General features: G+C 71.9%; 7 protein-coding genes. 2 read left to right on the top strand and 5 right to left on the bottom strand.

All coding sequences use genetic code 11. The features are described 5' to 3' along the window. Positions 1 to 484: 484 nt before the first annotated feature. The gene (locus ACIA8K_RS40675) at positions 485 to 1627 is read left to right on the top strand and encodes an LCP family protein (RefSeq protein WP_396068860.1); all 1143 of its coding nucleotides are present in this window, start codon (positions 485 to 487) and stop codon (positions 1625 to 1627) included. A gap of 43 nt (positions 1628 to 1670) precedes the next feature. On the opposite strand, the gene ACIA8K_RS40670 is transcribed toward ACIA8K_RS40675, so the two are convergent. Both ACIA8K_RS40670 and ACIA8K_RS40665 read right to left on the bottom strand, forming a co-directional pair. Further along, a complete protein-coding gene (locus tag ACIA8K_RS40670) occupies positions 1671 to 2306 on the bottom strand; it encodes a response regulator (protein ID WP_396068859.1) in 636 nt (211 codons plus the stop codon). Then, on the bottom strand, positions 2294 to 3517 hold the full coding sequence (locus tag ACIA8K_RS40665; protein WP_396068858.1) for a sensor histidine kinase: 1224 nt from the start codon (positions 3515 to 3517) through the stop codon (positions 2294 to 2296). Before ACIA8K_RS40665 ends, ACIA8K_RS40670 begins: the two co-directional genes overlap by 13 nt. A 111-nt stretch (positions 3518 to 3628) precedes the next feature. Here ACIA8K_RS40665 and ACIA8K_RS40660 point away from each other — a divergent pair, with 111 nt between their 5' ends. After that, positions 3629 to 4672, top strand: coding sequence for a serine hydrolase domain-containing protein (locus ACIA8K_RS40660; RefSeq protein WP_396068857.1), 1044 nt, complete (start codon positions 3629 to 3631; stop codon positions 4670 to 4672). A gap of 16 nt (positions 4673 to 4688) precedes the next feature. Here the strand turns inward: ACIA8K_RS40660 and ACIA8K_RS40655 are convergent, their stop codons facing one another. Genes ACIA8K_RS40655 through ACIA8K_RS40645 form a run of 3 tightly spaced genes read right to left on the bottom strand, consistent with a single transcriptional unit; the run spans position 4689 to position 6665 of the window. Continuing rightward, positions 4689 to 4832, bottom strand: coding sequence for a hypothetical protein (locus ACIA8K_RS40655; RefSeq protein WP_396068856.1), 144 nt, complete (start codon positions 4830 to 4832; stop codon positions 4689 to 4691). After that, entirely contained in the window at positions 4810 to 5541 is a 732-nt protein-coding gene (locus ACIA8K_RS40650; protein ID WP_396068855.1) for a class I SAM-dependent DNA methyltransferase, read from the bottom strand. The genes ACIA8K_RS40655 and ACIA8K_RS40650 overlap by 23 nt, the downstream gene beginning before the upstream one ends. A 56-nt stretch (positions 5542 to 5597) precedes the next feature. Further along, positions 5598 to 6665 (bottom strand): sensor histidine kinase, encoded by a 1068-nt coding sequence (locus ACIA8K_RS40645; protein WP_396068854.1) that lies wholly within the window; start codon positions 6663 to 6665, stop codon positions 5598 to 5600. Position 6666: the final 1 nt, after the last annotated feature.

The following is a 6666-nucleotide window of genomic DNA, read 5'->3' as shown; positions in this document are numbered from 1 at the left end:
CAGCCCACGCAGAATCGGCGACATCGTCGCCGCCGCACTCCACCTGACCCACTTCGAATACAAACACCTACCCGAATCTTGCTGAGATCACCTCAGTGCGGATCATTCAAAAGCGGATATACCCGCTTCCGCGGCACTCACGCCCGCATGCTCCCGCGGGCAAACCTCGCGCCGGGCTCCGCTGGCGCTCCGCACGTCGCTCGGAGCCGGCCTCGTCGCCGGTCACCGAAACCCGGCCCGCGGCTCATCGTCCGGGCGGCGCCGTTTCTTAAGCGCGCATTAGGTGATCCGGCTCCCGCTGCCGTTCCGTGCGGCCGATTTCGCGATCACGGGGCGAAAATCGGCGAAGGAGCGGTGGAAAAGAGCAGGCGAGATAGACGGAGAGCCACCGGGTCGCACCGAAAAGCGACCTTGAATGCCTTGACCGTGATTGTTAGCCTGTGGCCGCTTCAGGGTAACGGCCAGGCAACGGGAGGATTTGCGAGTGGCGTCCAAGCGTCGTAAGGATCCGCTGTGGGCGCGCCTGCTCCTCATCTTCGGTGCGGTGCTGCTGGTGATGAGCGGCGGCACGCTCGTCGCCGCGCAGACACTGATCGCGCAGGCGAACGATGCGATCACTCAGGGTTCGCTTCTCAACGACTCGTCCGGCGCGGGCGGTGAAGAGGCGAACAACATCGACGGCGCGGTGAACCTGCTGCTTGTCGGCATCGACGCCCGCGAGAAGGGCTCGGCCGTCACGTCTGTGCTCTCCGACACGATCATCATCCTGCACATCCCGGCGACGCACGATCAGGCCTATCTGATCTCGATCCCGCGTGACTCGCGGGTGAAGATCCCGGCGTACCCGAAGACCGGCTTCCAGGGCTCGACCGAGAAGATCAACTCCTCCTTCTCGTACGGCTACCAGGGCGATGGCACCGAGCAGCAGAAGCGTGCCCGCGGCATGGACCTGCTCTCCACGACGCTCAACGACCTGACCGGCATCAAGTTCAACGGCGCCGCGCTTATCGACTTCGGCGGGTTCGAGAGCATCATCCACGCGATGGGCGGCGTCGACATGTGCGTCGACGAGAAGGCCACCTCGATCCACCTGGGTATCAACTCCGAGGGCCATCTGTACCAGGGCTGGTACAACGAGGCCTCCGATTCGGTCGAGGGTCTCCCGGCCGGCTACAAGCCGTACGTGCACGAGCTCGGCTGCCGCAAGATGAGCGCCACGCTGGCTCTCGACTACGCCCGCATCCGGAAGAGCCTCAGCGACGGTGACTACGGCCGCCAGCGCCACCAGCAGCAGCTGATGAAGGCGATCGCGAAGCAGGCCACGTCGTCGGGCGTCCTCACCGACCTGGGCAAGCTCGGCGGCCTGATGGACGCGGCAGGTGACGCCTTCATCCTCGACACCCAGGGCATCAAGGTGGCCGACTTCATCTTCACGCTCAAGGGCGTCGCGGCGAACGACCTGATGCTGATCAAGACGAACGCGGGCAACTTCCGCTCGGTGAACGTCGGCGGCCAGGAGTTCGAGACGATCGACGAGGAGTCGCTTGACATGCTCGACGCGGCCAAGGAAGGCACGCTCGGCACGTTCCTGATCGAGCACCCGCAGTACATCGCGAAGTCGGGCTGATCCCGGCTGCTGAGGCGGACCCCGGCCGGGGTCCGCCTCAGCGCTATCCCAGATACGCCAGCACCGCCCGGACCCGGCGATGGCCGCCGCCGTCCGGGTCGAGGCCGAGCTTCGCGAAGATGTTGCTGATGTGCTTGTGCACGGCGTTGCCGGTGATCCGCAGCCGCTCCGCGATGTCCCCGTTGTCGTGCCCCTCCGCCATCAGCCCAAGCACCTCCCGCTCGCGCGGCGTCAGCCCGGCCAGCGGGTCCCGTGGCCCGCGGACCAGCAGTTGCGCCACCACGTCCGGGTCGAGTGCGGTGCCACCCTCCGCGACCCGGCGCAGCGCGCCGACGAACTCCTCGACGCGGCTGACCCTGTCCTTGAGCAGATAGCCGACCGCGCCGCCAGAGGAGAGCAGCTCGGCCGCGTAGTCGCGGGCGACGTACTGGGACAGCACAAGCACCGGCAGCCCGGGGAACTCCTGCCGGGCACGCAACGCAGCCCGCAGGCCCTCGTCCCGGAACGACGGCGGCAGCCGCACGTCGACGACGGTCACGTCCGGCCGGTGCGCGCGGACCGCCTCCAGGAACGACTCGCCGTCCCCGGTCACCGCGGGCACGACACAGCCGGCGTGCCGCAGCAGCAACGCAAGCCCTTCCCGCAGCAGCGCATCGTCCTCCGCGATCACGACCCGCACGGGACCTCCACGGTGATGATCGTCGGCCCGCCGGTGGGGGAGTGCACGTGAAGTGTGCCGTCCAGCGCCTCCGCGCGCCGCGCCAGCCCGGCCAGCCCGGTGCCCCGCGCCGGATCGGCCCCGCCCACCCCGTCGTCGCGGATGACCGTGGAGAGCAGCCGCCCGTCGTGCCGGACCCGCACCGAGGCGTGCCGGGCGTTGCCGTGCCGGGCCGCGTTCGTCAACGCCTCCACCACCGCGAAGTAGGCGACCGCCTCGACCGCGGCCGGAATCCGGACACCGCCCGGAACCTGCCGCCCTGCTGTTGCTTCGCGCCCGCCCGCTGCTTCGCGCCCGGACGGCAGGCTCAGCGCTGACGGCAGGCTCAGCGCGGACGGCGGGTCCAGCGCGGACGGCGGGTCCAGCGCGGACGGCGGGTCCAGTGCGACCGGCAGGTCCAGTGCGACCGGCAGTGGGCAGCGCGCCGCCGCGTCGGTCAGCGCGCCGGCCAGCCCGTGGTCCGCGAGGATCGGCGGATAGACGCCGTGGATCACCGTGCGCAGCTCGGTCATCGCGCTCTCCGCCGCCTCGTGCGCCTCCGCGACCAGCCGCCGGACAAGCGTGAGGTCGCCCTCGCCGACGCCGTCGAGCACCCGCTCGGACACGGCCAGCCGCATCGCGATCGCCACCAGCCGGGCCTGCGCGCCGTCGTGCAGGTCGCGTTCGATCCGGCGCAGCTCCGCGCCGTGCGCGTCGAGCAGGTCGAGCCGGGCGCGGGTGACGCGCTGTGCCGCGGTCGGGCCGAGCGCCCACCGGCAGAGCCGTGCGTGCGCGACCGCCATCGGCCGGGCGGCAAGCAGTGCGGCCACGCCGAAGACCACGATCTGCAACAGCCCGAGGAGCAGTGCGCGCGTCCAGGAGTCGACGGGGATCTCGAAGAACAGGTGCGCCTCCACGTCGCGCCAGACCACCATCGCGACGCCGCCGACCACCGAGTTGCCGACGAGCAACACCAGGATCAGCGTGTACGCCAGCCCGATCGCGGGCGCGGCGAGGACCCAGAGCACGGCACGCCAGGCCGTGGGCACCGTGCCCTCGGACGGCGGCAGCCCGAGCAGCCGTCCGGCCCGTTCACGCCGGCGGGCCGCCCACGCGACGGCGAGCGACGGCACGGGGGCCACCGGGAGCGCGGTCAGGGCAGATCCGCAGACGCCGAGCAGATAACGCCACACGGCCTCCATTCTGGAGCGTCGATCATGGCCCGTGCACTACCCCAGGGGGTACCGAAACGGCTGCAGCCTGGGGTATCGGCTCGCCGCGAGCGCACCCCTACGGTCAGCGGCATGACACTTTCCCGACGTGACCTGCTGCGCTCGGCGGGCGGCGCGGTCGCGCTCGCCACAGTCGGCTCGCCGCCCGGCCCGCTGGCTCCCCTCCTCGCGCTCGGCGTGACAGGGGTGCTCGCCGCGGCGTACCCCCGAAGATCTAAAGCTTTTTCCGGGGTACGCCCGGACGCGCGTTTCCGCATCGCCAGCGCGCGTAAGGCCTTCCTCGCCACTGTGGTGCTGCAGCTGGCCGCGGAGGGGCGGCTGACGCTCGACGGCCCGGCGCCCGACCCGCGGTTCACGGTCCGCCAGCTGTTGCAGCACACCACGGGCCTGCAGGACGACATGCCGGACTGGAGTACGCCCGCGGAGTACCTTGACCGGCGCTTCGACGTGCACACCCGGTCCGAGTGGATCGCGCGGGCGGTGGCGCAGCCGCTCGCGTTCGCCCCGGGAGGTGGCTGGCGCTACTCCAACGCCGGATATCTGCTTGCCGCGGACGCGGTCGAGCGGGCCACCGGCAGGTCGTTGCGGACGGAGATCACCGAGCGGATCCTGCGCCCGCTCGGCCTGCGCGACACCACGTTTCCGGGCACCTCGGCGGATCTGCCGTCGCCGCACCCGCGCGCCTATCAGGATCTCGGCGAGGGGCTTACCGACGTGACGGTGCAGGTGCCCGGCGATCCCGACTCGATGGTCTCGACCGCGGACGACCTGGGGCGCTTCTTCCGCGCGCTGCTCGGCGGCGTGCTGCTGCCCCCGGCCTGGCTGGCCGAGATGCGGCGCACGGTCGCGGTGGACCCGGAGTTGGAGGTGGTGCTGCCCGGGTTGCGGTACGGCCTCGGGCTGATGAGCAGGCCGCTGCCCGGTGGAGGCGTCCGGTGGGGGCATGACGGCGGGGATTCCGGCTTCATCACGGTGACCGGGGTGTCCGGGGACGGCGCTCGCAGCATGGTGGTGCTGATGTCCACCGCGCTCGCGGGCGAGCAGGCGCTCCGGCAGCAGCAGGAGGCGGACCGCCTGGTGGACCGGTTCCTCTCCGGCTCGCGGGGTGGATCCTGACCGGGCGGGCGGGTGGTCAGCGGTAGACGCCCGCCTGTGCGGCGGCCGCGGCGGCGTCGGCGGCCCGGTGCGCGGCCACCTCGTCGAGCGGGTCGCCGCTCATCAGCAGCCGGTAGTACAGCAGGGCTTCGCCCGGCTCAATCCGTCGCCGGTTTGACATAGACGCTGACGTGGTTGTCGGAGTCGTCGGTGTACGGCTCGCCGGCCAGGCTCTGGGCGCGGAAGACCAGGTCCAGGCCGGCCAGCCGTGCCATCAGGTCCAGCTCGGCGGGGAGGGCCCAGCGCAGGCGGTTGCGGCGTACCGTGACCGCGTCGCCGTCCAGGTCCAGGCGCATGGTCTCGATCGTCTGCTCGGCACGATGAAGCACGCCGGTGCTGACGCCCGCGTCAGTGGTGTCGACCGAGCGGCCGTTGTTCCAGCGCTGCGGGTTGAGCACGAAGCCCTCGATGATCACGACGCCGCCGGGGAGCGTGTGCCGCGCGGCCGTGGCCAGGCAGCGGATCTGCGCATCTTGATCCGGAAGCAGGAACAGCGAGCTGAACAGGCAGGTCACCGCGCCGAAGCGGCCGGGGAGCGCGAAATCGCTCATGTCCGCCTCGGTACGGGTGATCTGATCGCCGCCGGGCTTGCGGGCCAGCCGGGCCAGCATCTCGCCGGACGCGTCCACGCCGTGCACCCGGTACCCGGCGCGGGCCAGCGGCAGCGCGACCCTGCCGGTGCCGACGCCGAGCTCGAGCACGCTGCGGTCGGGCGCGAACCGGTCCACGAACGCGACCAGGTCCGTGGGAGAGTCGCGGTCGTCGAACCACTCGTCGTACCGCCCGGCCCATGTCTGCCCGTACGCGGTCGGATCTGCCGTCACCGTCATGGGCCGGGACGCTATGCGCCGAGGATGAGCGGATCATGTGCCGATCGTGTACCCGCCTACATGATCGGCAGCCGGAGCCGGACCGTGGCGCCGCCGCCCTGATTGTTGACCGCGTCGGCGTCGCCACCGTGGGCGAGCGCGATGGAGCGGACGATCGCCAGCCCGAGCCCGGTGCCGCCGGTGTCCCGGGCCCGCGCGCTGTCGGCCCGCCGGAACCTGCCGAACGCCTCCGCCGGCGGCAACTCGTCCGGGAATCCGGGGCCCTCGTCCCGTACCGTGATGACCAGATCGTGATTGTGGGTGACGGCCCGCACCGTGATCTGCCCGTCGTCGGGCGTCACGCGGGCCGCGTTGTCGAGCAGGTTGTCGAGCGCCTGCCGGAGCCGGTCCGCGTCCACGGCCGCGGTCAGGTCCGGCGGTGTGACGTCAACGATGAGCCTGCGGTCACGGCCGGCCGCGGCGGTGAGGATCGGCGCGATCGGCTGGCGGACCGGGCGGCAGAACGCCTCGTCGCCGTCCGCGCGGGCGAGCAGCAGCAGGTCCTCGGCCAGCCGGGCGATCCTGGCCGCCTCCGCCGAGGCCCGGGTGACCGCGCCGGCCAGTTCCTCGCGGGTACGGCCCGGCCGGTCCGCCAGCTCCAGCTCCATCCGCAGCACGGTCAGCGGCGTGCGCAGCTCGTGACTGGCGTCCGCGACCAGCCGCTGCTCCCGGGTGCGGGCCCGGCTGACGCGTTCCAGCAGCGCGTTGAGCGTGTGGGCGAGCGCCGCGATCTCGTCCCGGGTGCGGGGGATCGCCACGGCCTGGCCGGCGCCGTGATCGGGCAGCGCGGCCACGGACCGGCGCAGCCGCTCGACCGGGCGCAGCGCCGCGGCAGTGGCCAGCCAGCCGCCGAGCCCGCACAGCGCGACAGCGATCGCGCCGCCCGCGACAACTGTCACCACCAGGTGGTGCTCGGCCGCGTCGAGCGCCGCGAGGATCTGCGCGCGGACCGGGGCGGCAAGCGACTCGTCCACGGTCGCCAGCACGCTCGCGTGCAGCAGCGCCAGGCCGGCCAGCGCGGCGACCGCGATGACAAGCGTGGAGATGCCGGCGACGAGCGCGGCGATGCGTAACCGGATCGGCACG

The sequence above is a fragment of the Catenuloplanes sp. NPDC051500 genome (genome assembly GCF_044454585.1).
In the GTDB taxonomy this organism is placed as follows: domain Bacteria; phylum Actinomycetota; class Actinomycetes; order Mycobacteriales; family Micromonosporaceae; genus Catenuloplanes.
Note: the sequence above shows the minus strand (reverse complement) of the source record. Positions and strands in the feature narration are given on the sequence as shown.

Excerpts from the sequence above, each read along its gene's own strand:
- ACIA8K_RS40660 (WP_396068857.1), top strand. The coding sequence starts at position 3,629 with ATGACACTTTCCCGACGTGACCTGCTGCGCTCGGCGGGCGGCGCGGTC.
- ACIA8K_RS40655 (WP_396068856.1), bottom strand. The coding sequence starts at position 4,832 with ATGTCAAACCGGCGACGGATTGAGCCGGGCGAAGCCCTGCTGTACTAC.
- ACIA8K_RS40650 (WP_396068855.1), bottom strand. The coding sequence starts at position 5,541 with ATGACGGTGACGGCAGATCCGACCGCGTACGGGCAGACATGGGCCGGG.